Below are 25,211 nucleotides of genomic sequence, written 5' to 3' on the forward strand. Positions count from 1 at the left end.
GTCGGGGCCGCCTGCCCGACGGGCGCGGTGTCATCGTTCGGCTTCACGACGCAGCCTTTCGATGATCGCGAGCGCATCGATCAGGTCGTCGGCGCTGATGGTTTGCTCGACGGCATTGCGGCTAAAGGGCGTGAGCGCCATCAAGTCGATGCTTGTCTCCTGGTACACGCTCGACAGCGGGATCGGGCCGGCGTTCTGCTGCACGCCCTGGAAGATGGCGACCCGGCCGTCGACTTCGCCCACGAAGAAGCGCGTCTGCGTCCACTGATAACCCGCGGTGAGGGCCGCCGCGATGAGGCTGATGATGAGGACGAGGCCGACGCTCCATGTGACGCGCCGACGAATCTTGCGCCGGCGGTCCTCCGCGATGAGTTCGCGGAGGAACTCTTCGCTCTCGGGTTCGAAGTGCTCGTCTTCGGGGTCGGGCGTCGGCTTGAGCGGGTGCAGCAGCAGCTGCGGCAGGCTCTTCGAGGCGCGCTTCTCCTCGACCGGGCGGAAGCTCAGCGGCTTCGCGGCCGATCCGACCATGATTGGCGAGGAGACGCCGCTGGACTCGTCGTCGTCCACTCCGACGACCAGTACCGTCACGTTGTCGGGTGCGCCGTTGTCGAGACTCGCCTGAATGAGCGCATCGACGGCGGCCTCGGCGTCGGCGTTCTCCGTGAGGATCTCGGCGATGCGCTCGTCGTCGACGTAGCCGCTCAGCCCGTCCGAGCACAGCAACCAGCGATCGCCGGGCATCGTCTCAAGCACATCGGTGTCGATCTCGGGCGAGATGTCGACGTCTCCGAGCACCCTCATGAGCACGGAGCGCCGCGGGTGCTCGGCGGCTTCTTCGGGAGTGATGCGGCCGGAGTCGACGAGGCGCTGCACGAAGGTGTGGTCTTTCGTGACCTGCGTGAACTCGCCGTCACGCAACAGGTAAATGCGCGAGTCTCCGATGTGCGCGAGAGCCATCCGCTCGCCAACCCGCACGAGGCCACTCACGGTGGTTCCCATCCCGGTCAGTTCGGGATGCTCGAACACCGTCTCTGCGAGCTCACCGTTTGCCGTGAGCAGCGCCTGCTCGAGCGCGTCGCGCGCCTCCTCTGCGGTGTCGAACCGCGCATCCGTCTGGGCGATCGCCTGGATCGCGAGCGCGCTCGCGACGTCACCGCCCGCGTGCCCGCCCATCCCGTCGGCGACAACGAAGAGGTGGGTGCCGGCGTAGCCCGAGTCCTGGTTGTTGGATCGGACCCGCCCGACGTGGCTGGCGGCCGCGGTGCGCTCGGTCATCGGCGCCTACCGTCGCAACTCAAACGTCGTCGTGCCGATGCTGACCGGGGTGTTGAGGGGCACGTGCGTTGGGATGCTCACCCGCTTGCCGCCGAGGAACGTGCCGTTGGTCGAGTCGAGGTCCTGCACCATCCACTTGCCGTCCCAGAGCATGAGGCGGGCGTGATGGGTGGAGGTGTAGTCGTCGCGGATCACGAGCCCCGAGTCGCTCGAGCGGCCGATCGTGAGCTGGTCGCCGTCGAGCTCGAGCTCGATTCCCTCCTTCGAGCCGCTCGTGATCACGAGACGGCGGGCCGGTTCGCCGTCGTCGCTGTCGTTACCGCCCGCCACGCCGCCGAGCCCGCTGCGCGGTGCGGGCGACAGGTCGCGGGTCGGCGCGGCTGCGGCCACCGGTGTGGGGGTGGGGGCGACGGCCGGCGAGGGTTGGGCCGCCGCCGGCATGCGGCGCACCTTCTGCCCGAACAGGTCGGAGCGCAGCGCGTACACGATGGCGAACACGAGCGCCCACATCAGGATGAGGAACCCGACGCGCAAGAGCAGCAGCGTCAACTCGCTCACAGAGCGCCTCCTCGGGTGGTGCGATCAGCGGCATCGTCGGACTGCGCCAGCACCCGGTACAGGATGCGCGTGCGCCCGATCTCGATCACGCTATCCGGTTGCAGCACGGCGCGTGCGACGGGCTCACCGTTCAGGCGCGAGCCGTTTGTCGAACCGAGGTCGGTGACCTGCCCGTTGGCGCCGTCCCACGCAATCTCGACGTGTTTGCGCGAGGTGCCCGGGTCGTCGACGGTGATGTCGGCTTCGGAGCCGCGGCCGATGACCGTGCGCCCCTTCGTCAGTCGGTGTCGCTGCCCGTCGATGTCGAGCACGGCGACCCACGTCACGCGCCCCTTCACCGACTCGGAACTGACGCGCAGGACGCCCTCACTGAGCGAACCGTCGCGCTCGAGGGCGATGCGGATTCCGCCGGGGAAGGTGTACCGCTGCGCTGTGGCGTGCCGCTGCACGAGTTGCGTGAGCTCATCGTTGAGCGCCTCGCCGAGCGCGGTCATCCGATCGTGGTCGGCGGGAGCCAGCCGCACGGTCAAGCGATTGGGCACGAGAATGCGGTCACGGGCGACGACGGCGGCCTTCGTGTCGAGTTCGCGGCGCAGAGCGGCGGCGATCTCGACCGGCTGTACGCCCGACTTGAAGGTCTTTGCGAAGGCGCCACCGACGACGCGCTCTAAGCCGCGCTCGAAGCTATCGAGAAGCCCCACGTGCGTCCTCCCTCAGCCTGCGGACGTACCGATGCTAGTCGGCGCGCGTGACCGCTGGCCGAATCGGGGATGCTCACCGGCGCTTTCTGGGCGGATCCGCCGCTACCGGGCGGTGCGATCGGGTGCCGCCCGCTGTGATAATCTCGCCAGGTTGATGGCGCGTATGCGCCGTCTCGCGCGAGTGGCGGAATTGGCAGACGCGCTGGCTTCAGGTGCCAGTGCCCGCAAGGGCGTGGGGGTTCAAGTCCCCCCTCGCGCACGAGATAACCGTCTCGATCTTTCACGGATCGGGGCGGTTTCGTCGTTTCTGGCCAGCGCTCGGTCGCCGAGGGCGACCACGATCATGTGCGGCACGGTCAGCGCCGCGAGGCCCATGAAGACGAGCTGCAGGAGCCGCTCGTCGAGGGCGCCCGGCCCGGTCGTCGCGGCCAGCACACCCAGGGCGACGAGCAGGGGGCCGGCCGTCGCGGCGACCACGATCGCGATGGTGGTCCGCCTCGGGAGCGTGCCGCGTTCATCCCGGAAGCCTTCGCGAAGGTGGCGCGCCGAGTGCAGCAGACAGAAGTGGACGATGAAGAACACGAGCGGCGGCGTCGTAAGGGCGAGAAGTGCGGCGATCACACCCGCTGTGGTGTGCACGCGGAGTCGAGCTTCACGCGGGTGGTCGGCGCCGGGCACGGCCTCGACTCCCACAACGGTCACCCCCAGGTGCAGCTGGACGACCGGTGATGCGGCGATGCGGGCCTGCGCGTCGCGGTAGTAGTCGATACCCCTCGCCTCATGGGCGCCGCGCGTTTCCTGAGTGCTGCGATTCGTGTACCCCTCTGGGGTATGCGACACTGGAAGCATGAACGACAACTTTTCGGCGCAGCCCGGCCTCAACCTGCTCGGACAGGGGGGTGGCGGCTGCTGTGGTGGCGGAAGCTGTGGGTGCGGCCACGGGGCCGCCGATACGGAGGCGACGACGGGCGCCGCCTCGGCCACGGGGGTCGAAGCCTCGTTCCTCGTGAGCGGCATGACCTGCGGTCACTGCGTTGCAAGCGTCACCGAGGAGGTGAGCGCTCTCGACGGCGTCGTGAACGTGGCCGTTGACCTGAACGCTCAGGGTGCGTCCCGGGTCACCGTTCAGGCCACGCATCCCATCGAGGCGGATGCTCTGCGCACCGCGATCGCGGATGCCGGCTACGAGATCGTTGGCCGCTGACCTGGGGTTTCCTCGCCAACTGATTCTGCGAATCCGGTTCGGTCGATTACTCTGAATCGGTTATGACACCCCATCTTTTGCGCGCGCGCACGCGCGCCGCCGCCCTCCTCGGCGCAGCAGCGTTGCTGCTGTCGGGGTGCGCGACGGCGATCAGCGAGGGTGCCGACGCGCCCGTGCAGGCCGATGTGGCCGCGGCCCCCGAGCAGGCGTCCGCGCCGGAGCAGGCCGACGTTCTTCCGACGCGGATCGCCGCCCTCGACATCGACGAGACCGCGGGAGTGATTCGCGTCGCCACCGATCGCGGCATCTACGTGGCGACCCTGCCCGACACCGACACCGATACGGTCGCTCGGTCCACCACGTTGCTGGGCGACCGCATCGACGACGTCAAGAGCTACCAGCGACTGGGAGCCCGCGTTCTCATCAGTGGTCACCCGAACGATCCGGAGGTCAGCGCCGACGAGCGGCTGGGTCTCTGGGTGGGCGACACCGAGTCGGGCGAGTGGGCGCCCTTCGCCCTGACCGGCGAAGTCGACTTCCACGCGATCACCGCGGCCGGACCGACGGCAGCCGACGCCATCATCGCCGCCGCCGACACGGTCAGTAACACGCTCTTCTACAGCCCCGACGGCGGAGAATCGTGGCAGAAGGGAGCAGTGATCGGTGCGACATCGCTGGCGTTCACCAGCGACGGATCGACTCTCGTCGCGGTTACTCCGGTGGGTCTCAAGGTCAGCACGGACCGGGGCCGCACCTTTCTCGAGCCCGAGGCTGCGCCCGCTCTGCAACTCGTCGCCACGCCGCCGGTCGGCACGAAAGAGTGGCGCATCGTGGGCGTCGACTCGGCGGGGGCTCTGTGGAGTTCGACCGACGGCGACCGCTGGCAGCAGTTCGGCGCTCTGGCCGCGGTGCCTGCAGACCTCGCGCTCGGCAAGAGCGGCGAGGTCATCTATGTCGCGACGGCAGACGGCGTGTTCGTGAGCAACGACGGGGGCGAGACGCTCACGCTCATGGTCACCCTCGACTGGTAGCCAGAGCTCACTGGAGTACCCCACCGGGGTATGTCACAATGGGGCCATGACCACGGCACCCCTTCAGCTCGAGATCGGCGGCATGACGTGCGCGGCGTGTGCAGGTCGCGTTGAGCGCAGCCTGTCACGGCTGGGCGGCGTGACGGCGAGCGTCAACTACGCCACCGAGAAGGCAACCGTCACGCTTGCCGATGACGCTGACGCTCTCCCGACGATCGACGAGCTTGTCGCCGCCATCGAGAAGGCGGGCTACAGCGCGACGCCGGTGGCGCCGCCGAGCGAGGCACGCGCATCCACTGCGCAGGGCGACGCCCCCGATCCCCTCGCCGATGCGCGACGTCGGCTGGCGATTGTGGTCGCTCTGACGGTGCCCGTGCTCGTGCTGTCGATGGTGCCGCCGCTGCAATTCCCGAACTGGCAGTGGCTCGTGTTGGCGTTGTCGTCCCCCGTTGCGGTGTGGGGTGCGTGGCCGTTCCACCGTGCGGCGTTCATGAACGCTCGCCACGGCACCGCCACGATGGACACTCTGATTTCCGTCGGCGTCGGGGCGGCGTTCGGGTGGAGCCTCTACACGCTGTTCTTCGGTGAGGCCGGCATGACCGGCATGGTCATGAGCCTTCAGCTCTTCGGCAGCCCCGATACCGGCTCGCACGAGATTTACCTCGAGGTCGCGGCGGCGGTGACGGCGTTCATGCTCGCGGGCCGCTATCTCGAAGCGAAGGCGAAGCGCGCGAGCGGTGAGGCTTTGCGCGCCCTGCTCGAGCTGTCGGCGACCGACGCGACCGTGCTGCGAGATGGCGTCGAGACGCGTGTCGCCGTCGACCAGCTGGTCGTCGGTGACCGGTTCATCGCGAGGCCCGGCGACACGATTGCCACCGACGGACTCGTGCGCGACGGGGCGACCGCTGTCGACACATCCGTGATGACCGGCGAAAGCAAGCCCGTCGAGGTGGCTGTCGACGCGCGCGTCGTCGGGGGCACCGTCAACGTCGGCCCCGGCGTCATCACCGTCGAGGCGACGCGCATCGGTGCCGACACTGAGCTGGCGCGGCTGGGGCGCCTCGTGGAGGAGGCGCAAACCGGCAAGGCGCGGGTGCAGCGCATCGCCGACCGCGTGTCCGCAATCTTCGTCCCGGTGGTCATGGTGCTCTCGCTGCTGGCTCTGCTCGGCTGGCTCCTGTTCGGCGGAACAATCGAGCAAGCCTTCACCGCGGCCGTTACCACCTTGATCATCGCCTGCCCCTGCGCGCTCGGCCTTGCTACCCCGACCGCCTTGCTGGTCGGAACGGGCCGCGGCTCGCAGCTCGGCATTCTGATTCGTGGCCCCGAGGTGCTTGAGCAGACCCGCCGGGTCGACACCATCGTGCTCGACAAGACGGGAACGCTCACCACCGGCCGGATGCGCGTCACCGCGGTGCTGCCCGCCGCCGGCATCGCGGAGGAGCGGGTGCTGGCGGCCGCCGCCGGCGCCGAAAGCGGCAGCGTGCATCCCGTCGCCGCCGCCATCGTCGAGGCGGCCCGCGAAGCCGGCGCCGCGACGGGCGCGGTCGAGGGCTTCCAGGCCCACGACGGCGCCGGCGTCTCGGCCGTCGTCGACGACAGGGCTGTCGCCGTCGGTCGCGCCGACTGGCTCACGAGTGCGTGGTCGGTCGAGGTGGGCGACGACGTGCGCGCCGACATCGCGCACCGCGAAAACGACGGGATGACCGTGGTCGCGGTCGCGATCGACGGTGCGTACGCGGGCCTCATCGCCATCTCCGACGCGGTGCGGCCCGAGGCCGGAGCCACGATTGCCCGGCTTCGCGCGCTCGGGCTCACCCCCGTGCTGTTGACGGGCGACAATGCCGGAGCAGCGGCACGCGTGGCGGAGCAGCTCGGCATCGACGATGTGCGCTCGGGGGTGACGCCGGTCGGCAAGCTGGAGGCGATCCGCGGGCTGCAGGCCGACGGGCACGTCGTCGCGATGCTCGGCGACGGCGTCAACGATGCTGCGGCGCTCGCGGCCGCCGACCTCGGCATCGCGATGGGGTCGGGAACCGACGCGGCGATGGCCGCCAGCGACCTGACCATCGTCTCGGGCGACCTCTCGCTCGTGCCCGACGCCGTCCGCCTCGCTCGGCGCACCCTGCGCACGATCATCGGCAACCTGTTCTGGGCCTTCGGCTACAACACCGCCGCGATTCCCGTGGCGATGATGGGTCTGCTCAGCCCGGTGCTTGCCGCTCTCGCGATGGCGGTGTCAAGCCTGTTCGTGCTCGGCAATTCGCTGCGACTGCGCAGCTTCGCGCCCGAGCCGCGTTAGGCGCCGGGGCGCACGGCGGGCATCCCGAGAACGACGGGGCCGTTGGGTAGCCGCAGCGCCGCTGGGGCGTCCGACGGCACGACCGGGGAGCGAGGCGCCACGGGCGCGACGGGAACGTACGCGGCGCCGAGAGCGGGACGAGCATCCGCCTCGCCCGTGTTCGGCCAGAGCGCGAACGCCCGCTCGGCCTGCGCGGTGATCGTGAGGGATGGGTTCACGCCGAGGTTCGCCGAGATCGTCGAACCGTCGACGATGTGGAGGCCGTCGTGCCCGAACGCGCGGTGGTAGGCGTCGACCACGCCGCTCTCGGGCGAGTCGCCGATCGGTGCGCCGCCCAGGAAGTGGGCGGTCATGGGTACTTCGACGACCTCCCCGATTCCCGACTCGGGGAAGCCCCGCATGTGCTCGGCCATGCGCCGGTACGCGGCGTTGGCCAGGGGAATCCAGGTTGGGTTCGGCTCACCATGGCCTTGCCTACTGCGGAGTTTCACCCGGCCGCGGCGCTTCGGCGTGGCCATCACCGTGAGCGAGTTGTCGCGCGTCTGCATGACAAGGGCGACGATCGAGCGGTTTGACCAGGAACCGATACCGAACAGAATCGACCCGACCCGGCCGGGGTGGCGCACCACCTGACCGAGCCAGCGGAGCCATCGGGGCACGCGCCCGCCGCCGTCGACCATCACGGTCGCGAGCAATGCCATGAGGTTCGAACCGTCGCCGTAGCGGCAGGGTTCGATGTGGGTCTGCTCGTCGACGTGAATGGACGAGGTGATGGCGACGCCGCGGGTGAAGTCGACCTCTGTGCGGTGACGCCAGCGGGTCGTGGCTCCGCCGAGTGCTTCTGAGTTGGTGCGGGTCAATTCGCCGAGTCCGTCGGAGAGGTGAGGCAGGTCGCCGTGTACCTTCGCGGCGTGCAACAGCTGCTGCGTGCCCCAGGCGCCGGCGGCGACCACCACCTGCCCGGCGCTCCACCGGCGCTCGCCGCCCGGGCCGGGCCCGGTCGTTCGGGTGAGCAGCTCATAGCCGCCATCCGGCAGCGGGCGCACCCGGGTCACCGTCGTGCGCTCGACGACGTCTGCCCCGGCGCTCTCGGCTAAGTGCAGGTAGTTCTTCACGAGGGTGTTCTTGGCATTGTGGCGGCAGCCGGTCATGCACTCGCCGCACTCGCGGCAGCCGGTGCGCGCGGGCCCCGCGCCGCCGAAGTAGGGGTCGGGGCTGTCGACGCCGGCGCCCTCGCCGAAGAACACGCCGACGGGAGTGCGGCGGAAACTGTCAACCACGCCCATGTCGGCGGCGACCTTCTGCATGACCTCGTCGGCGGGGGTGATGGTGGGGTTCTCGACGACCCCCAGCATGCGGCTCGCCTGGTCGTAGTACGGGTCGAGCTCGGCTTTCCAGTCGGTGATGTGTGCCCACTGGCGGTCGCGGAAGAACGCGTCGGACCGCGGTCGGTACAGAGTGTTCGCGTAGACGAGGGATCCGCCCCCGACGCCCGCGCCGGCGAGGATGATCACATCGCCGAGAACGTGGATGCGCTGGATACCGAGGCAGCCGACCGCGGGCGCCCACAGAAACTTCCGCACATCCCAGCTGGTGCGCGCGAACTCGTCGTCGGCGAAGCGTCGGCCCGCCTCGAGCACGGCGACCGAGTACCCCTTTTCGACGAGGCGGAGCGCGGCGACCGAACCGCCGAAGCCCGAGCCGATGACGATGACGTCGTAGTGCCGCTCCGGCCTGCTCACCGCCTTACCCCTTCCGGTAGCTGTCGACCGCGGCGGCGCCGAGCGGCGCCGCGATCGCCCACGAGTCGATGCCCGCGAAGCGCGTGAGTCGCCGCGCGGTCACGTGTGCCGTGCGGTTGTCGACAAACCAGAGCGGCGTCGGCCAGGCCTGCCAGGGCCCGCGACCCACCGTGCGCTCGACGTGCTCGGGGTCGAGCAAGAGCGCGTTGTGCACGACGCCGATGCCGCTGCCCACGTCCTCCGGGGTGTGACCGGGGTAGGCGCCCCACGTCGCCGCGGGCATTCCGAACAGCGGCCCGACCCAACTGTTGATGCCGATGGTGCCGTAGTGCAGGTTCGCCACGGCCCACTCGAACCGGTTGCCGAGCTGGCCCATCGTGCGGGGGTGGGCGACGATACCGGCGCCGAGCGTGCCCGCCAGCCGATCGTTGCAGAAGGTGACCGCAGCATCCAGGAAGCTGGCGGGGCCGGCGTCAGTCGACAGCCGGACGACGCCGAGAACGGGGCCGAAGATTTCGGTCGTGAACATGAGTTCGTCGGAGTTCTCGGGGTCGAGGTGGTCGATAAGCGTGCGCGGAGCCTCCGGGTCGCCACCCAAGACGCTGGCGTCGGGATGCGCGGAGAAGGCGGCGAGCTGGCGCTGCGAGGCGCCCGGATAGTATGCCCGCCGCGGGGGAGCATCGCGCACGTAGTCGCGTATGGCCTCGACGAACTCATCAGCGCGCGCCCAGTGGGCGGGAATCACGACGATCTGTGTCGCGACGCAGTTGAAGCCGGAGTTGTGGAGGCGCTGCGTGGCGAGGTGGCGGGCGGCGGCATCGAGTTCGTCGTCGGTCCACGCATCGTCGGGCACGACGATTGCCGGGCCCACCCCGCCCAGCTCGCTCGTCATGGGCTTCGTGAGGAGGCGCTCGCCGGCGGCGCGCCGTCGTTCCGCATCGTCGTCCGTGCCGAACAGGATCGCGTCGTGTGTCACGCGACTCCCGGTGATGTGGACGGCGTCGACGAGCGTGTGCTGCACGAGCGCCTGGCCGACATCGGCGCCGCCGATCGTGATGCGCACCAGGTCGAGGTCGATGAGCGGGGCGAACGCTGCCTCAAGTGCCTGGGCGAGGCGGGCGTTCACGGGATTGAGCTTCACGATCGCCGCGCTCGCCTCGCCGTAGAGGGCGTTGAGAACATCGAGTGCGGGGATGCCGCTGACGTTGCCTGCGCCCAGAACAACGGTCACTCGGGGCTCGCGATGTGGGTCGCGAAGCGCTCTTGCGACACCGTCGCGAATGACGTCGAGGTCGAGGCCGGGTCGCAACCACACATGGGCCTCGTAACCGCTCAGCACTACATCCTTCGGCAGATACGGGAAGGCGGCGACGGCGAGGCGCCCTCCCGGAGCGCCAGTGATGTTGACCTCGTCGAGGGGCGAGCGACCCTTCTCGATGAGCTTGAGCGTCTTCTCGAGCGCGCTCGTCATCGTGATGAGTGCGTACGGTCCGCTTGACCACTCCTCGCCGGCGGCGGGGGAGCGCGGGTCGACGTCTTTGACCGCGCACGCGGCGGCAACCCAGTCGGCGGCAATCGCCAGAGTTGCGGCCCGGACCTGCCGCAGCAGCCCCCGCTTTTCGCCGAGTGGCAGCGCCACCCAGCGGGCCGCGCCCGCGCGCAGAGCGGCGAGATCGTCGTCTAGTGCGGGGTCAGACAACGGGTCTCCTCGAGGGCCACACGGCCCAGGGTTCAGCGATGAACGGTGACTGTTAGCCTACTCGCGAGGGTCACCCTCAGCGGGCAGTCCGATGAGGCTGCGCAGCTCGTCGACCGTGTCGACCACGGCGATCGCGTGCTCGAACTCGCCCTCCTCGGCATAGCCCCAGCTCACCCCGATGGTCGGAATGCCGTGCACGCGGGCGCCCTCGACGTCATGGATGCGGTCGCCGATCATGATCGGACGGCTCAGGTCGGCGCCGAACGCCTTCAGGCGCACCAGAGCCTCGGCGATCACGTCGGCCTTCGCGCTGCGCACCTCGTCGTCGGAGGCCCCCGTGATGATGTCGAAGTGGTGGGCGATCGTGAAGTGCTCGAGCATGAGCGTCGCCGGGGTCTCGGGCTTTGAGGTGGCAAGGCTCAGGGGCAGCCCTGACGCGTCGATGTCGGCGACGAAGAGACCCATACCGGGAAAGAGCCGGGAGTCGTAGGCGCCCTGGTCGAGGTACTGAGCGCGGTACACCTCGAGCGCACGCTCGCGCTGCTCCAGGGTCATGCCCGCACGATCGCGGAACGAGTCGAGGATCGGCGGACCGACGTAGCGCAACAGTTCGGCGTCGTCAGGAACGGGCAGTTCCAGTGCGACGAAGGTGCGCTTCAGGGTGTCGATGATGCCGGGCGCCGAGTCGACGACGGTTCCGTCGAGGTCGAGCAGGATCGTCGTGTAGGGCAGGCTCACGACTCGAGCCTAGGCGCGAACACTCAGAACAGGCGGGGCACCCCGTCGTCGATGCCGCGCATGGCGTCGTAGTCGAGCAGCAGGCAGCGGATTCCGCGGTCTTCGGCGAGGGTTCGCGCCTGCGGGGTGATCTCTTGCGCCGCGAATACCCCGGCGACGGGGGCGAGCAGCGGGTCGCGGTTCATCAGCTCGAGGTAGCGAGTCAGCTGCTCGACCCCGTCGATGCCGCCGCGGCGCTTGATCTCGATGGCCACCGAGTGGCCCGCCGCATCCCGGGCCAATATGTCGACCGGGCCGATCGCGGTCATGTATTCCCGCCTCACGAGCGTGTAGCCGTCGCCGGCGAGCTCGATCTGCTCGGCCAGGAGCTTCTGCAGGTGGGCCTCGACACCGTCCTTCTGCAGGCCAGGGTCAACGCCCAACTCGTGTGCCGTCTCGTGCAGCGTTTCGTAGATCGACACGACGAGCATGTCGGCGGTCTTCGCGTGCGTGACGCGCCAGATTTCGGCGACCCCCGCATCCCGCTGGTCGTCGTCGGGCTCGTGCACGGTCAGCGTGCACGGCGGGCTCATCCAGTTCAGGGGCTTGTAGCTGCCGCCGTCGGAGTGCACAAGCAAAGACCCGTCATTCTTGTGGATGAGCAACCGCGTCGCCATCGGAAGGTGCGCTTGCAGGCGGCCGGCATAGTCAACGGAGCAGCGGGCAATGACGAGACGCACCTAACCAGCCTAGGTGGGCGGTGGCAGAGCCTACGCCGCGGGTGCCTCCTGCGGGGTGCGCGTGTTGACGCCACGCTCGCGCGTCGCCGGCGACGACACCGCCGTCAGTGTGACGAGGGCAAGCACCACCCAGAGCGCGTTGATGAGGCCGATGCGTTCTCCGAGGAACCCGATGAGCGGGGGGCCGACGAGGAAGGCGAAGTAGCCGACCGTGGCGACGGCGGCGACGCGTGCGGCCGCCTTGTCGGGGTCGTCGGCGGCGGCCGACATTCCGACGGGGAAACCGAGGGATGCGCCGAGGCCCCACACGAAGATCGCGATGCCGGCGATGACCGGCTGATCGACGAGAATCAGCACGCTGAGGCCGATGATCGCGAAGATCGCCGAGCCCAGCAGCACCGGCACGCGGCCGAAGCGGTTGAGCAGCGGAACGCCCACGATGCGCCCCGTCGTCATGGCGACGGCGAAGACGCCGAAGTAGAAGGCGCCGGCCGCCTCGTCGACGCCGCGGTCGTCGACCATGGCGAGCGCGAGCCAGTCGTTCGCGGTGCCCTCGGCGAAGGCCATGCCGAGCACGACGAGGCCGATGATGAGCGTGCGGGGCTCTTTCCAGATGGCCATGCGCTCGCCGAAGGTCGAGCGCTCAGGGCCCGGGCCGTCGTCGTCGAGGCCGGGCAAGATGCGGTGCTTGGGCAGGCCGCGAACGGTGATGAGGATGCCCACTCCGAGGACGAGGGCGACGCCGATCGTGTGTACGTCGAGGCCGACGCCCAGCACCGCGACGCCCGCGGCGACGGCCGCGCCGACGATCGAGCCGCCGCTCCAGGCGGCGTGGAACCACGGCATGATCGCCGTGCCCTGCGCCTGTTCGACACCCGCGCCCTCGACGTTCATCGCGACGTCGGTGATGCCCATTCCCGCGCCGTACAGCGCCATTGCGATGAGCACCGTGACGTAGGAGCCGAACTGCGCCGAGCCGACGCCGACGACCGCGATCATGACGAGCGTCGTGATGATGCCGCCGAGAATCGAGGTCCGCGTGCCGAAGCGGGCGATGAGGTGGCTGGAACCGAGCAGGCCAATGATCGAGCCGGCGGCGAGGCCGAAGATGAGCATGCCGAACTGCTCGAGGTTCACATCGAGCGCATCGCGAATCGCGGGCGTGCGCGCAACCCACGTCGCCATGGTCGCGCCGTTGATCGCAAAGACGGCGAAGACGGCGAGACGCCACGCGGCCAGGCTGGGCCGCGTATCGAATCGATTCGATGTGCTCATTCGGCTACGCTACCAATCCCATGACACGCCCGGCAAACGACGACGCGACACCCTCGGCGACCCCAACCGGTCGACCGACCCTCGCGCAGGTTGCCAAGCGCGCGGGCGTGAGCGCGTCGACCGCATCCCTCGCGTTCTCCGGCTCTGGCCCCGTCTCGGATGAGACGCGGGAGCGGGTGCTCGCCGCTGCTCGCGAGCTTGACTACGGCGGGCCCGACCCGCGCGCCCGCAGCCTGCGGACAGGACGCAGCGGCATCATCGCGGTGGTCATGGAGGAGCGCATCCGCGACGGATTCACCGACCCGATGGCTATCGCCATGCTCGACGGCATCGCCGACGAGATCGGCGCGGCGGGCTACAGCATGCTGCTGCTCACCGACAGTCCCGACCGCGAGGCCGGGGGTCTGCGCGACGCTCCCATGGACGCGGCCATCCTCTTCGGCTGCTCAACCGATCTCGACCCCGCTGTCGCCGTACTCGGTCAGCGCCACGTGCCTCTCGTCGGCGTCGAAACAACGCCCCGCGATGGCATGCGGCTCGTGAACAGCGACGACCGCGACACCGTCGCCGAGAGCGCGCGACTGCTCAGCGAGCTCGGCCACACCCGGGTGGGCATCATCACCCTCCCGCTCGATCGCGCTCGAACCCGCGGCCCGCTGACCGCCGACCGGCTCACCGCTTCCGATGCGTACACGGGCCTCGAACGGCTCGCGGGGGCACGCGCCGTTTTTCCTGACGCGCCCGCAATGGTCGCCTCCGGTTCGCTCATCGACGAGGGGATGCTCGCGGCGCGACGTCTTCTCGACCAGCACCCCGACATCACCGCGATCATGGCGCAGAGCGACCTCCTCGCGATCGGCGCCATCCAGGCGGCGGAGGAGCGGGGGATGACGGTGCCGGGCGACGTGAGCGTCGTGGGCTTCGACGGCGCCCGCGTCGACGGCCTCACGACCCGCACGCTCACGACGGTCGTGCAGCCCATCGCCGAGAAAGGCCGAGCTGCCGCCCGCCTCGCGCTGGGCGCGCTCGCGGACGACAGTGACCTGCGTGATCAGGTATTCACGAGCATCCTGCGCGTCGGAGACACGACGGGGCCGGCACCGGTTCGCTAGCTCGCCCCCGCCACGATCCACCGTGTGCCGCGGGCGCGCCAGCCCAGGGTGGCCGCCCGCGCCGCGAGGTAGCCGACCATGAACGACAGGAAGAGGCCCGCGAGGCCGGCACCGAGCATCCCGATGGCGATCGCGAGCACAACCAGGTACGCGAGCAGATTCAGGATGCCCGTGGCCGCCAGATAGCGCCCGTCGCCGGCCCCGATCAGCACGCCGTCGAGCACGAACACGAGCCCGGCGAGCGGGAGGCCGACCGCGAGCGTGACGACGGCGAGCGGGATCAGCGCGCGCACGGCCGGATCCCCCGTCATCGCAATCGCGAGCAGGGGAGTGGCGGCCAGCAGCGGCACCATGAGCGCCGCCCCCACGGCGACACCCCAGCCGACCAGCCGGCGGGTGATCGCGTGGACGCGGGGCACGTCGCTCGCGCCGAGACCGTGGCCGATGAGTGCCTGTCCGGCGATGGCCAGGGCGTCGAGCGCGAGGGCCAAGAGGCTGTACAGCGCGAACCAGATCTGGGTCGCGGCGAGTTCCTCTGTGCCGAGCGTGGCGGCGACCGCCACCGTCGCGACGAGGGCCACGCGCAGGCTGAGGGTGCGGACGAACAGCCACGAGCCGGCCTGCGCGGCGGCGCGAAGTCCGGTGACGCCGGGCCGTAGCCGAGCGCCCGATGCTCGCGCGCCGCGCACCACGATCGCGACGAGGACGGCCGCCATGCCCCACTGGGCGATGACCGTGCCGATGGCCGAGCCCGCGACGCCAAGACCGAGTCCGTAGATGAACACGGCGTTCAGAGCGATGTTGGCGGTGAAGCCGGCGGCCGCGACGATGAGCGGGGTGCGTGCATCCTGCAGACCGCGCAGTACCCCCGTCGCGGCGAGCACGAGCAGCATGCCGGGGATTCCCCACCACGAGATCGTCAGGTAGTCGAGTGCGGCGGCCGCGACGACCGGTTCGACGCCGAAGAGGTCGACGATGAATCGCGAGCTCGGCAGCATGACGCCGAGCAGGACGACACCGATTCCGAGGGCGAGCCACAGGCCGTCGACGCCCGCCGTCAGCGCGCCAAGGCGATTACCGGCGCCGAGGCGCCGGGCGACGATCGGCGTCGTCGCGTACGCCAGGAAGATCAGCAGCCCGACCACCGTCTGCAGTACCGTGCTCGCCACGGCGAGGCCCGCGAGCGGCGCCGCACCGAGGTGCCCGACCATCGCGGTGTCCGTGAGCACGAACACCGGTTCGGCGATGAGTGCTCCCAGCGACGGCACCGCCAGGCGCATGATGTCGCGGTCGAGCGGCGAGAGTCGGAAGCGGGCGCGCACCCCCCAAAACTACGGGGATTCCTAGGTCAGGCCGTGCGCCAGAAGTTAGGCTCGGTGTTCGTGACTGCAGATCTCGCAAGCGGCATCCTCCGTGACGAACTCGACCCGAGCATCCGCCCGCAAGACGACCTCTATCGGCACGTGAATGGTCGCTGGGTGGCACGTACGGAAATCCCCGCCGACAAGGCGCGCTACGGATCGTTCATGGTGCTCGCCGAAGAGGCCGAGAAGGCGGTGCGCACCATCATCGAGGAGGCGCAGACCGCCGAGCCGGGCACCGAGGAACGCAAAGTCGGCGACCTCTACGCGTCGTTCATGGACGAGGAGCGCATCGAGGATCTTGGAGCCGAACCCCTCGCTCCGCTGCTCGCGCAGATTGATGCGATCGCCGATCGGGATGCACTGATCACCACGATCGGGACGCTGCAGCGCCAAGGCGTCAGCGGCCCGCTGCAGCTGTTCGTCGACAACGACCCCGGAAACCCCGAGCGCTACCTCGTCTTCGTCGAGCAGGGCGGACTCGGCATGCCGGACGAGTCGTACTACCGGGAGGACGCGCACGCCGATACCCGCACGGCGTATCGCGCGCACGTCGAGGCGATGCTGGCGCTCGCCGGCCTCGACGACGCGGGGGATCGCGCCGAGCGGGTCATCGCGCTCGAGTCCGCGCTCGCGGCCCACCACTGGTCGGCCGTGAAGAATCGCGACGCACAGGCCACCTACAACCTGCGTTCGTGGGAGGACTGGCGAGCTGTCGCCGGCGATGTCGACCTGACGCTGTGGCGCGACGGCTACGGCATTCCCGAGTCGGCGCTCGCCGAGGTGGTGCTGCGTCAGCCGGACTTCACCGAGGGTTTCGTCGCGGTCCTGCACGACACCCCGCTCGACGACTGGCGCGACTGGTTGCGCTGGCACACCGTCCGCTCGATGGCCCCCTACCTGTCGGGCGCCTTCGTGCGACAGAACTTCGACTTCTACGGCCGCACCCTCACCGGTGCCCCCGAACTGCGCGCCCGCTGGAAGCGCGGCGTCTCGTTCGTCGAGGCCGCGATGGGTGAGGCTGTCGGCAAGGTGTACGTCGAGCGGCACTACCCGCCGGAGGCGAAGGAGCAGATGGACGAGCTGATCGCGATGCTCGTCGCCGCCTACCGCCAGTCGATCGAGACGCTCGAGTGGATGACGCCCGAGACCCGCGAGCGCGCCCTCGACAAGCTCTCGACGTTCACCCCGAAGATCGGGTTCCCGGCGAAATGGCGCGACTACTCGGCGCTTGCCGTCGATCCGGCCGATCTGCTCGCGAACGTGCGTGCGGCCGGCGAGTTCGAGTTCCAGCGCGAGCTGTCGAAGATCGGCGCGCCAATCGACCGCGACGAGTGGTTCATGACCCCGCAGACGGTCAACGCGTACTACAACCCCGGCTTCAACGAGATCGTGTTCCCGGCGGCGATCCTGCAGTTCCCGTTCTTCGATCCGAATCGGGATGCGGCGGCCAACTACGGTGCGATCGGCGCGGTCATCGGCCACGAGATCGGGCACGGCTTCGACGACCAGGGCTCGCGCTACGACGGCGACGGCGCCCTGCGCGACTGGTGGACGGCCGAGGACCGCACAGCCTTCGAGGAGCGCACCGGCTCGCTGATCGCACAGTACGACGCGCTCGAGCCGACGGAAGCGCCGGGCCACCACGTGAACGGTGCGCTCACGATCGGCGAGAACATCGGCGACCTCGGCGGGCTCGGCATCGCCTGGAAGGCGTACCTCCTGTCGCTGAACGGCGCCGAGCCTCCGGTGATCGACGGCTTGACGGGCGCGCAGCGCTTCTTCCTGTCGTGGGCGCAGGCGTGGCAGATCGCGATCCGCCCCGAAGAGGCGTTGCGGCTACTCTCGATCGACCCGCACTCGCCGAACGAGTTCCGCTGCAACCAGATCGTGCGCAACATCGACGCGTTCTACGACGCCTTCGCGGTGTCCCCCGATGACGAGCTGTGGCTCGCCCCCGAGGAGCGGGTCACCATTTGGTAGATGACGCGCCGCTGACACGACGACGGGATGCGCGACGCGCGGTCCCCACGTCGGCGCGCCATGCGGCGGTCGACCGAGACCCCTCCTTCCGACCGTCTTTCCGCGCCCTGGGTGCGCTCGCCTACGAGGGCGCGCGGGTGTCGGTAGCGGTACTCGAGCTCGAGACGGGCCGGCCCATCTTTGCCGTTGATGAGCGCATCGTCTTGCCGACAGCATCCGTCGGAAAGATCTTGTTGCTCGTCGAGGTGAGCGCGCGTCTGACCGAGAGGCGCCTATCGGATTTCGCGATCATCGACCGCTCGCCCGAGGACGCGGCCGCCGACAGCGGCATCTGGCAGCACCTTCAGGCGCCGGCGATGCCCATCGCCGATCTCGCGGCGCTCGTCGGGGCGACAAGCGACAACCTGGCGACGAACGTGCTGCTGCGCCAGATCGGGCTCGACGCGGTGCGCTCACGTGCGGAGCAGCTGGGGCTCGTGCGTACCGCCCTGCTCGACGTGGTGCGTGATACTCGGGGCCCCGACCATGCCCCGCAGTTGTCGGTCGGGTCCGCCGCCGAATTGTCGTGGCTGTTCCACGCGCTCATGCATGGCCAGATCATCGATCGGCAGACGAGCGATCGCGTGCTGAACTGGCTGTCGCTGAACACCGATCTCTCGATGGTCGCAAGCGCGTTCGGTCACGATCCCCTCGCTCACCGCGGGGTGGAACACAACACCTGGATGCTCAACAAGACCGGCTCCGACGAGGGCGTCCGTTCGGAAGCGGGCGTGTTGCGCGGCCCGAGGGCGGGCCTGACATACGCTCTGTCCGTACAGTTCGAAGACCGCGACCTTGCGTCTCGACTGCGGGTCATGGATGCGATGCGAACCTTCGGCTTGGACCTCTTGGAGTGGGTGCACTGACCGACGGGTCGGTCCGTGAAATCGTGGATTCCTCCACATGCCCCAATGCGGGGCTAGACTAGACAGTCTACGTTGTCGGGTCTTTATCAGCGTCGCTAGAGTGAGCGCGATCTCGAATTTGGCGCACCCGACGTTTGCCAAAGGTCGGCGGTCAACCGAACACCCGAATCGCAGCACCCACTGCGATAACGCCGACCCCCGGCGTCGCACCACCCATACCCGAATGCCGCGCGCCCTCGTGGGTGCGCAGTGCTCCCAACCCCCAGGAGCTGTTACCCATGTTGCGCAAACGCATACTCGCAGCGGTGACGACACTCGCCCTCGCGCTCGGCATGAGCGTGGGCGGTGCCGGTACCGCGTTCGCGAACCCCAACGCCAACACGCCTCGCGTGTCGACAGAGTCAGGTATTGAACGTTACGAAGGCAACGGCCTGACCTGTAACGACTTCAGCGGTGTTGCTCAAGGCAACATCGACATCGCCGGCGGTGCCACTGGCTCATACACGGCACAGTCCGGAACGTGGGGCACGTTCGGATGGCAGTCCGGCAACGTCTTCACCTGGGACATCAACGCCGGCTGGACCGTCGACCTCTGCATTAAGGGCTCAACGATCGTCGTCTGGATCGATGACGCCTCTGGTAAAGGTTCGTACGACTTCAAGGGCCTTCAAGGCCACGGGATCTCGCACATGAACTTCATGGGCGCGAACTTCACGCCGCCTCAGACATCCGAGTCTGTCGACTGCGTCTCCGCAGTCAACACGGTGGGGAGGCCTCTCACCAACGGCGACCACATCAACATGGACATCGTGCTCAACGGAGTTCGGATGCAGGTGAACGCGTCTGTGGACATTCGACAGACGGATGACCCGGCGAGCGAGTCGGGCCTGGTCGTGCGGGTGAACGCCCCCGGTGGCCCGTACGTTCTCCCCCTCACCAACGCGCAGAAGGCATCCGGTGTGCTGACCTTCACGTACTCGTCCTACTTGACCGGACAGTGGGTCGTCGAGTGGGTTCAGTTCAACGATCGCTACTTTAACAAGGACCGCAACCAAGCGAAGTTCTTCACATGTGGCACGCCGCTCGCTAAAGAAGCCTCGGCCGAGGTGCGCGTCCCCGCAGCCGACTGTGAAGACGGCGTTGATTGGAGCCAGGTCTCACTGACGACGAACGGTGCCACTTTCGGGGAGCCCACCTTCGACGGTCGCAGCTACTCCATCACTGCTACTGCAAGCGAAGGCTTCCTCTTTCCGGGTGGGCTGACGCAGAAGACGTTCACCGGAACACTTCCCGACCGTGATCCGGCAGCGTGTGAACTGGTGACTGCGTCAATCGTCATCACGCCGGCGGACTGCTTGACCGGCGAGCTGCTCGATGTCGAGAATTTCGACTTCGACAGCACCAAGGTCGACGTCGATGTCGTGGTCAACGAGGACGGATCGTTCGTGGTGACGTTCACCGCGAAGGACGGCTTCCGGTTTGCCGACGACAAGACGGTTCTCGTGGAAGCCGGCACTCTTGCAGGGCCTGACGCGTCGAAGTGCACCGTCATTGACGCCGACATTCGCGTCATTCTCGCGGACTGCCTGAACGGCTCAGCGCTCGACGTTGACAACTTCGTCTTCGACCCCGATCAAGCAACAGTGTCGATCTCGACAAACGAAACCACAGGTGTGCAGACGGTGACCTTCACCGCGAAGCCGGGCTTCCTCTTCGCTGGTGAGAAGACCACGAAGACCTTCGAGTTCACTCCTAGCGGGCCGAACCTCGATGACTGTGGACTTGCAACCGCGGCCATCGCATTCACGCCTGCGGACTGTTTCACGGGTAGTGCGCTCAACGAGAACGGCTTCCAGTTCGATCCGGAACGTGCCACCTACGAGATCACGACGGCCGAATCTGGCGTGCAGACGGTGACCTTCACCGCGAAGCCGGGTTTCCTGTTCGAAGGCAAGAAAGAAACCGTCTCCTTCGAATTCACGCCCACCGGTCCCGACTTCCGTGACTGCGCCACCGCAGCCGGGACAGTTGTCGTACCTCCGGCGACCTGTGACCTGGGTCAGCGCTGGGACGATCGCATCATCACAGTCGACAACGCGACGTATGAGATCACCCGCACCCCCACCCTGTGGAACGGGTTCCGCTACACCGTGGTCTTCACGGCGGACGCAGGCGCCAAGTTCCTGGTGGATGGCGAATACCTAAACACCATCACGGTCAAGGGCCAGCTCGATGTTCTGCCGAACCGGCAGCTGTGTGACGAGGTCACGGCGGTGATCGACATCATTCCGCCGACGTGCGACACGGGAGCAATCCTGAACGTCGATGGATTCGCATCGACGCCCGAAGGATCGGCCACCTTCACGGTGATCTCTGATGGCACCGGACCCCTGGGCATTTACATGGTGATGGCGACGGCGAATAGTGGCTTTACGTTTGCCAGTGGATTGCCAGTAGAAGTGTTTGTGGGCACCCTTGCCGGGCCCGATCAGAGCCTCTGCATCGACCCCGAGTTCGGTGCGGCGATCGGCATCGACCCGCAGTGTGAGGTCGACGTACCGTGGATCTACGTGTCATTCGAGGTCACGGACCCCGACGGTCAGCTGACCCCCGGGCAGGCTCGAATCGAGTTCCGCGAGCTGAACCTCGGGCTCGACGAGAACACCGTTGTCACCGACCTCGAGCGATGGGACGGCACCCAGTGGGTGGCTGTACCGGGCAACGTGGTGAGTGAGGCCGGTCAGTACCAGGGCCGCGCGTTGTGGCCCGGGGCCGCGATCGACGGCGACGGAAACCCGACGGCATGGCCGGGCTGGGACTTCAACGCGGTCGACGGCTGGTTCGCGACCGACTACGAAGACAACGCGGCCTGGACGCGCAGCGTGGGCGTGGAGGGTGCTGACCCCATCGAGGTTCGCATCGCCATCAACCCGAGCGCGGTGATCGAAGACTCCTTCTTCACCTACCCGCCGTCGACAGAGGACTGCTCGACTGATCCGATCGAGGTCACGCCGGTCATCACCGTTGACTACAACTGTGAAACATTCGGCACGATCACCCTGGAAGCTGTTGAGGGAGTTATCTACTCGATCGATGGCGAGCAGGTCGAGCCCGGCACCTACAGCGGGTTCGGACTCACCGCCACGCCTCGTGTCACCGCGGTGACCGACCCGGAGCGCCCCGCGTTGTTCTTCGAGCCGGGGTCGATCACCGACCTCACCGTGGAGTTCAGTGCGCCGGAGTTCCCGTGTGACCTGACCACCCTGCCGCTCGTCGAGCCGAACGTCACCACGACGCAGGCGACCTGTGACGCCAGCGGCAGCTACACCCTCAGCAACACCGAGGGCGTGCAGTGGGTCGTCGGTGGACAGAACGTGGATGCCGGGACTTACACCGCGGCCCCGGGCAGCACCGTCTCGATTGAGGCAGTGGCGCTAGAGGGCTTTGGGTTCGGATTCGAGACGCAAACCGAGTGGGAGTTGGAGTTCGCGGCAGCGCCGACGAACTGCACCGACCTTGACCTGCCGACCCTCGCCCTGACCGGCGCGAGCGGCATGCTCGGAACGGTCGGAATCCTGGCCCTGCTCATCACTCTGACGGGCATTGGCGTCGTCGCCAGCCGCCGTCGCGTGGAGGTGTAATACCCAGCACCCCCGCGCCGCGCGGTCGGGGGTCGGGAGCTGACCCGAATACAGCACCCGCCCCCGACCCGCACCCCTTAGCGAACCGGATGCTTCCGCACAGGAGGCATCCGGTTCGTGCTGTCACCGTGACAGACATGATCAGCACCGCCCTCGCCCGAGAACTGCGAGAAGCCGGCCTCGCATGGCACCCCGCATCCGGCGACCGATTCCAAATCGACCGGCCCGAACTCGACGGTGACATCTTCACGGTGAGCGACCTCACCATCGAACCCCACCACTACCCAACAGGCACGGTGCTCGGCTTCAACGGCACCACCGAGTGGGCGCTCGACTCCGTAGCCGTCGAGGACGCACTCTGGTTGCCCCGCGAGGATCAGCTTCGCGACCTCCTGCGCGGCGCATTCAGGTGTCTCGACCGCACCGACGATGCGTACGTTGTCACCGCGGTCATCGACGGAGACGAACGCCGCTACGAGAGCGTGTCAGCTCCCGAGGCCTACGGCCTCGCCGTGCTCGCCCTGCTCGACCGCGTGCGGGCATGACGCCGCAGGGCGCGGCACCTCGATGCCGAACAGCGCCTCCACAGCGCTGCTGACCGCATCCGCCTCGCCCCGGGCCGCGTGAGCGCGCGCACGCGTCGACGGGGTGTGCAGCAGAACGCCGGCGAGGTGGCGCAGCGCCTCCTCGGTGCGACCGTCGTCACCCCGGCGGCGTGCACGCTCGATCTCGTCGTCGACAAGCGACAGCACATGCTCGCGCAAGGCAACGATCGCGGGTGTCACCTGGGCGTGCGACGCGAAGTCGTGCGCTGCCGAGTCGACAACAGCGCGGGCATCCTCCTCGGCGCTCCAGTGCACGAGCGGCGCGTGCATGCGCAGCGTCTCCAGGTCAAGCAGCGTCACCCCGTAGAGGTCGCCGACCGCGGGATCGATGTTGCGCGGCAACCCCAGATCGACGGCGAAGAATCGAGCGTCCTCGGGTACATCCGCCGCGGCAATCGACAGGCGAGTCGTGCACGTGATGACGACGTCGGCCCACACGAGCGACGGCGCCAGGTCGTTCGTGGGCTCCGTCTCGCTGCGGGCGGCGAAAACCTGGGCGCGCCCCGTCGGCGAGTACACGCGGATGCGGTCGGCACCGCGCTCACGCAGCGCGGCGACGGTGGTCGCGGCGTACTGGCCCGTGCCGACGAGCAAAACGTTGACGCCCTCCCATGAGCGCAGCCGGCTACCGACGAGGTCCAGCGCGAGACGGACGAGAGATCGACCCGTGCGGCTGGCGTCACCCTCGGCGCGGGCCGCCCGCGCCGTGCGAATCGCGTGCTGGAAGGCTCGGTCGAGAGCGGGCGAACTGGCGCCGCTCTCACGAGCAACGGAGGCCGCGCGCTTGACCTGACCCGCGATCTCCTCCTCTCCAACCGCAACGGACTCAAGCCCGGCCGACACGGAGAAGAGATGGTGGATCGCTCGAGCGTCGTTGAGCAACTCTGCGGTGGTCAGGGCTTCTGACGTGCCGACGCCCGCGACGCTGTCGAGGGCGTCGGCCACGGCCCGGGACGCGATCTCGCGCGCGAGTGGATCGGGAGCATCGATGTCGAGGTATACCTCGACCCGGTTGCACGTGGAGATGCCGACAGCGCCCCGCACGGCGGCGTGGGCAGCGGCGACCTGGGCCGTCAAGGCCTCGGCGTCAACAGACAGCCGCTCGAGCAGGTCGAACGGCGTGTTGCGATGGTTCGCGGTGACGCAGAGAAGCACGACCGCAATGGTACGCCCACCTGGATGAGTGACCGTTCAGGTGCGGCAGCCGAAGATCACTCAGTGACCGGGGCTTTCTCTCTCATGCGCTCGTCAGACTCGTACGACACCGGGGGCCTATCCTGAGCCTCGTGCCTCTGACACCGACACACCCCCTCGTCGACGGCCGTACGAGCGACGCGCCCCTGGTGCGGGCCTACCGCGGGCAGCGCCCCGAGCGTACGCCTGTCTGGTTCATGCGGCAGGCGGGCCGGTCGCTCCCCGAGTACCGCGCGTTGCGTGCGGGGGGCGACATGCTCGAGGCATGCCTGACGCCGACGATGGCGAGCGAGATCACCCTGCAGCCGGTGCGACGGCACGGCGTCGACGCCGCCATCTTCTTCAGCGACATCGTCGTGCCCGTCCTGTTGGCCGGGGTCGACGTGCGCATCGTTGCCGGGCGAGGCCCCGTTCTCGACAGCCCCGTGCGTACCGCATCCGATGTGCTGAAGCTCCGGCCCCTCGACCCCGCGGTCCTCGACCCGGTGCGCGAGGCGGTTGAACTCACCGTCGCTGAGTTGGGGCACACCCCGCTGATCGGTTTCGCCGGCGCGCCCTTCACCCTTGCTGCCTACCTTGTCGAGGGCGGTCCGTCGAAGGACCAGATCCGCGCCCGCACGCTGATGCGCTCAGACCCGCAGACCTGGGCCAGTCTGCTCAACTGGTGCGCCGATATCACCGGTCAGTTCTTGCGTGCTCAAATCGAGGCCGGCGCGAGCGCCGCGCAGCTGTTCGACTCGTGGGTGGGTTCTCTGTCGCGCGACGACTACCGGCGCCGGGTTGCCCCGCACTCGAAGCGTGCGCTCGACCACCTTCGAGGGCTGGAAGTGCCCATGGTGCACTTCGGGCTCGGCACCGACCGCATCCTGCCCGACATCGCAGCACTCGGGGTCGACACGGTCGGCATCGACTGGCGCCTACCGCTCGACGACGCCGCAGCAATCCTCGGCGACGATGTCAGCGTGCAGGGCAACATCGACCCTGCACTGCTGGGCGCACCGTGGCCCGCGCTGCGGGCCCACATCGATGACGTGCTGGAGCGCGGTCGCGCTGCCCGCGCCCACGTCGTCAACCTCGGCCACGGCGTTCCCCCCGAGACCGACCCCGACGTCCTGACGCGCATCGTGCAGTACGTGCACGGCGAATTCAGCGACGACGACTGAGCC

The 25,211-nt window shown here is 68.4% G+C and carries 20 protein-coding genes and 1 tRNA gene; 10 read left to right on the top strand and 11 right to left on the bottom strand.

The window, feature by feature from the left end; genetic code table 11:
* Nucleotides 1-30: 30 nt before the first annotated feature.
* Genes CPY97_RS01195 through CPY97_RS01205 form a run of 3 tightly spaced genes read right to left on the bottom strand, consistent with a single transcriptional unit; the run spans nt 31 to nt 2,534 of the window.
* Complete coding sequence (locus tag CPY97_RS01195) at nt 31-1,275, bottom strand: Stp1/IreP family PP2C-type Ser/Thr phosphatase (protein ID WP_096420116.1); 1,245 nt, start codon at nt 1,273-1,275, stop codon at nt 31-33.
* Between the two features lie 6 nt (nt 1,276-1,281).
* Complete coding sequence (locus CPY97_RS01200; protein ID WP_096420118.1) at nt 1,282-1,833, bottom strand: FHA domain-containing protein FhaB/FipA; 552 nt, start codon at nt 1,831-1,833, stop codon at nt 1,282-1,284.
* On the bottom strand, nt 1,830-2,534 hold the full coding sequence (locus CPY97_RS01205; RefSeq protein WP_096420120.1) for an FhaA domain-containing protein: 705 nt from the start codon (nt 2,532-2,534) through the stop codon (nt 1,830-1,832). Before CPY97_RS01205 ends, CPY97_RS01200 begins: the two co-directional genes overlap by 4 nt.
* Nucleotides 2,535-2,709: 175 nt before the next feature.
* On the opposite strand from CPY97_RS01205, the gene CPY97_RS01210 reads away from it, so the two are divergent.
* Nucleotides 2,710-2,793 (top strand) — tRNA-Leu (locus tag CPY97_RS01210).
* Here the strand turns inward: CPY97_RS01210 and CPY97_RS01215 are convergent.
* A complete protein-coding gene (locus CPY97_RS01215; RefSeq protein WP_161494034.1) occupies nt 2,775-3,383 on the bottom strand; it encodes a Brp/Blh family beta-carotene 15,15'-dioxygenase in 609 nt (202 codons plus the stop codon). The genes CPY97_RS01210 and CPY97_RS01215 overlap by 19 nt on opposite strands.
* On the opposite strand from CPY97_RS01215, the gene CPY97_RS01220 reads away from it, so the two are divergent.
* From CPY97_RS01220 to CPY97_RS01230, 3 genes are all read left to right on the top strand, one after another.
* The gene (locus CPY97_RS01220) at nt 3,382-3,738 is read left to right on the top strand and encodes a heavy-metal-associated domain-containing protein (RefSeq protein WP_096420122.1); all 357 of its coding nucleotides are present in this window, start codon (nt 3,382-3,384) and stop codon (nt 3,736-3,738) included. The genes CPY97_RS01215 and CPY97_RS01220 overlap by 2 nt on opposite strands.
* Before the next feature lie 62 nt (nt 3,739-3,800).
* Entirely contained in the window at nt 3,801-4,769 is a 969-nt protein-coding gene (locus CPY97_RS01225; RefSeq protein WP_150129156.1) for a WD40/YVTN/BNR-like repeat-containing protein, read from the top strand.
* A 46-nt stretch (nt 4,770-4,815) separates the two neighbouring features.
* Nucleotides 4,816-7,071, top strand: a complete 2,256-nt coding sequence (locus CPY97_RS01230; protein ID WP_096420126.1) for a heavy metal translocating P-type ATPase — start codon at nt 4,816-4,818, stop codon at nt 7,069-7,071.
* On the opposite strand, the gene CPY97_RS01235 is transcribed toward CPY97_RS01230, so the two are convergent.
* From CPY97_RS01235 to CPY97_RS01255, 5 genes are read right to left on the bottom strand one after another with little or no spacing between them, the layout of a single operon-like run.
* Nucleotides 7,068-8,813 (bottom strand): FAD-dependent oxidoreductase, encoded by a 1,746-nt coding sequence (locus tag CPY97_RS01235; protein ID WP_096420128.1) that lies wholly within the window; start codon nt 8,811-8,813, stop codon nt 7,068-7,070. The genes CPY97_RS01230 and CPY97_RS01235 overlap by 4 nt on opposite strands.
* A gap of 4 nt (nt 8,814-8,817) precedes the next feature.
* Nucleotides 8,818-10,512: an aldehyde dehydrogenase family protein gene (locus tag CPY97_RS01240; RefSeq protein WP_096420130.1), complete on the bottom strand. Its 1,695-nt coding sequence runs from the start codon at nt 10,510-10,512 to the stop codon at nt 8,818-8,820.
* A 57-nt stretch (nt 10,513-10,569) separates the two neighbouring features.
* Nucleotides 10,570-11,250, bottom strand: coding sequence for an HAD hydrolase-like protein (locus CPY97_RS01245; RefSeq protein ID WP_096420132.1), 681 nt, complete (start codon nt 11,248-11,250; stop codon nt 10,570-10,572).
* A gap of 23 nt (nt 11,251-11,273) precedes the next feature.
* On the bottom strand, nt 11,274-11,969 hold the full coding sequence (nucS, locus tag CPY97_RS01250) for an endonuclease NucS (protein ID WP_096420134.1): 696 nt from the start codon (nt 11,967-11,969) through the stop codon (nt 11,274-11,276).
* A gap of 30 nt (nt 11,970-11,999) precedes the next feature.
* The gene (locus CPY97_RS01255; RefSeq protein ID WP_096420136.1) at nt 12,000-13,244 is read right to left on the bottom strand and encodes an MFS transporter; all 1,245 of its coding nucleotides are present in this window, start codon (nt 13,242-13,244) and stop codon (nt 12,000-12,002) included.
* Between the two features lie 20 nt (nt 13,245-13,264).
* Here CPY97_RS01255 and CPY97_RS01260 point away from each other — a divergent pair, with 20 nt between their 5' ends.
* Nucleotides 13,265-14,356: a LacI family DNA-binding transcriptional regulator gene (locus CPY97_RS01260; RefSeq protein ID WP_096420138.1), complete on the top strand. Its 1,092-nt coding sequence runs from the start codon at nt 13,265-13,267 to the stop codon at nt 14,354-14,356.
* On the opposite strand, the gene CPY97_RS01265 is transcribed toward CPY97_RS01260, so the two are convergent.
* Nucleotides 14,353-15,678, bottom strand: coding sequence for an MATE family efflux transporter (locus tag CPY97_RS01265; protein WP_331716216.1), 1,326 nt, complete (start codon nt 15,676-15,678; stop codon nt 14,353-14,355). The genes CPY97_RS01260 and CPY97_RS01265 overlap by 4 nt on opposite strands.
* Before the next feature lie 60 nt (nt 15,679-15,738).
* Here CPY97_RS01265 and CPY97_RS01270 point away from each other — a divergent pair, with 60 nt between their 5' ends.
* From CPY97_RS01270 to CPY97_RS01285, 4 genes are all read left to right on the top strand, one after another.
* Nucleotides 15,739-17,700, top strand: a complete 1,962-nt coding sequence (locus tag CPY97_RS01270; protein ID WP_096423258.1) for a M13 family metallopeptidase — start codon at nt 15,739-15,741, stop codon at nt 17,698-17,700.
* A 137-nt stretch (nt 17,701-17,837) separates the two neighbouring features.
* The gene (locus tag CPY97_RS01275) at nt 17,838-18,605 is read left to right on the top strand and encodes a serine hydrolase (protein ID WP_231923991.1); all 768 of its coding nucleotides are present in this window, start codon (nt 17,838-17,840) and stop codon (nt 18,603-18,605) included.
* Between the two features lie 305 nt (nt 18,606-18,910).
* Entirely contained in the window at nt 18,911-22,246 is a 3,336-nt protein-coding gene (locus tag CPY97_RS01280; protein WP_150129157.1) for a hypothetical protein, read from the top strand.
* Nucleotides 22,247-22,383: 137 nt separating this feature from the next.
* Nucleotides 22,384-22,791 carry a pilus assembly protein CpaE gene (locus CPY97_RS01285; protein WP_096420142.1) on the top strand — a complete coding sequence of 136 codons (408 nt, stop codon included), beginning with the start codon at nt 22,384-22,386 and terminating at the stop codon, nt 22,789-22,791.
* On the opposite strand, the gene CPY97_RS01290 is transcribed toward CPY97_RS01285, so the two are convergent.
* Entirely contained in the window at nt 22,732-24,006 is a 1,275-nt protein-coding gene (locus CPY97_RS01290; RefSeq protein WP_096420144.1) for a glutamyl-tRNA reductase, read from the bottom strand. The genes CPY97_RS01285 and CPY97_RS01290 overlap by 60 nt on opposite strands.
* A gap of 131 nt (nt 24,007-24,137) precedes the next feature.
* Here CPY97_RS01290 and hemE point away from each other — a divergent pair, with 131 nt between their 5' ends.
* Nucleotides 24,138-25,208, top strand: coding sequence for a uroporphyrinogen decarboxylase (gene hemE / locus CPY97_RS01295; RefSeq protein WP_096420146.1), 1,071 nt, complete (start codon nt 24,138-24,140; stop codon nt 25,206-25,208).
* Nucleotides 25,209-25,211: the final 3 nt, after the last annotated feature.

Source organism: Microcella alkaliphila (genome assembly GCF_002355395.1).
Taxonomy (GTDB): domain Bacteria; phylum Actinomycetota; class Actinomycetes; order Actinomycetales; family Microbacteriaceae; genus Microcella; species Microcella alkaliphila_A.

Bases quoted from the DNA above. Each gene is read 5' to 3' on its own strand.
- CPY97_RS01220 (WP_096420122.1), top strand. From the start codon at position 3,382: ATGAACGACAACTTTTCGGCGCAGCCCGGCCTCAACCTGCTCGGACAG.
- CPY97_RS01260 (WP_096420138.1), top strand. From the start codon at position 13,265: ATGACACGCCCGGCAAACGACGACGCGACACCCTCGGCGACCCCAACC.
- CPY97_RS01230 (WP_096420126.1), top strand. From the start codon at position 4,816: ATGACCACGGCACCCCTTCAGCTCGAGATCGGCGGCATGACGTGCGCG.
- CPY97_RS01225 (WP_150129156.1), top strand. From the start codon at position 3,801: ATGACACCCCATCTTTTGCGCGCGCGCACGCGCGCCGCCGCCCTCCTC.
- CPY97_RS01285 (WP_096420142.1), top strand. From the start codon at position 22,384: ATGATCAGCACCGCCCTCGCCCGAGAACTGCGAGAAGCCGGCCTCGCA.
- CPY97_RS01195 (WP_096420116.1), bottom strand. From the start codon at position 1,275: ATGACCGAGCGCACCGCGGCCGCCAGCCACGTCGGGCGGGTCCGATCC.
- CPY97_RS01255 (WP_096420136.1), bottom strand. From the start codon at position 13,244: ATGAGCACATCGAATCGATTCGATACGCGGCCCAGCCTGGCCGCGTGG.
- CPY97_RS01215 (WP_161494034.1), bottom strand. From the start codon at position 3,383: ATGCTTCCAGTGTCGCATACCCCAGAGGGGTACACGAATCGCAGCACT.